The organism is Desulfobulbus alkaliphilus (genome assembly GCF_016918545.1).
In the GTDB taxonomy this organism is placed as follows: Bacteria; Desulfobacterota; Desulfobulbia; order Desulfobulbales; family Desulfobulbaceae; genus Desulfobulbus; species Desulfobulbus alkaliphilus.
Genome location: NZ_JAFFQC010000364.1, coordinates 1 through 406, shown reverse-complemented (window position 1 = coordinate 406; position 406 = coordinate 1). Strand labels below are relative to the sequence as shown.

1 pseudogene is annotated in these 406 nt (G+C 67.2%); it reads right to left on the bottom strand.

Annotated features, from left to right (window positions below):
• Positions 1 to 406: pseudogene (locus JWG43_RS18955) on the bottom strand (tryptophan synthase subunit beta); the annotation flags it as partial.

Sequence of the window (406 nt, the reverse complement as noted above, 5' to 3'; positions counted from 1 at the left end):
CGTCGGTGATGCTCACGTATTCGGCGCGACCGGCATCCTTGAGTTCGGCCAGTTCGGGGCCCACGGAAGGATAGTCCAGACCGGCGGAGATGGAGTAGACCTCGCCGGCCTCGCCCTTGTCGTTCTTGATCATGTAGGAATTGAAGCCGTGCAGAACGCCGGGCTCGCCGTAGCAGAGCGAGGCCGCATGCTGGCCGTAGCCGTTGCCGCGGCCGCCGGGCTCCACGCCGATAAGGCGCACGCCCTCGTCATGCACGAAGCCGGAGAACAGGCCCACGGCATTGGAGCCGCCGCCCACGCAGGCCATGGCCACGTCGGGCAGACGGCCGGCAAATTCCAGCATCTGGGCGCGGGCTTCGCTGCCGATGACGGACTGGAAGTGGCGCACCATGAGCGGGTAGGGGTG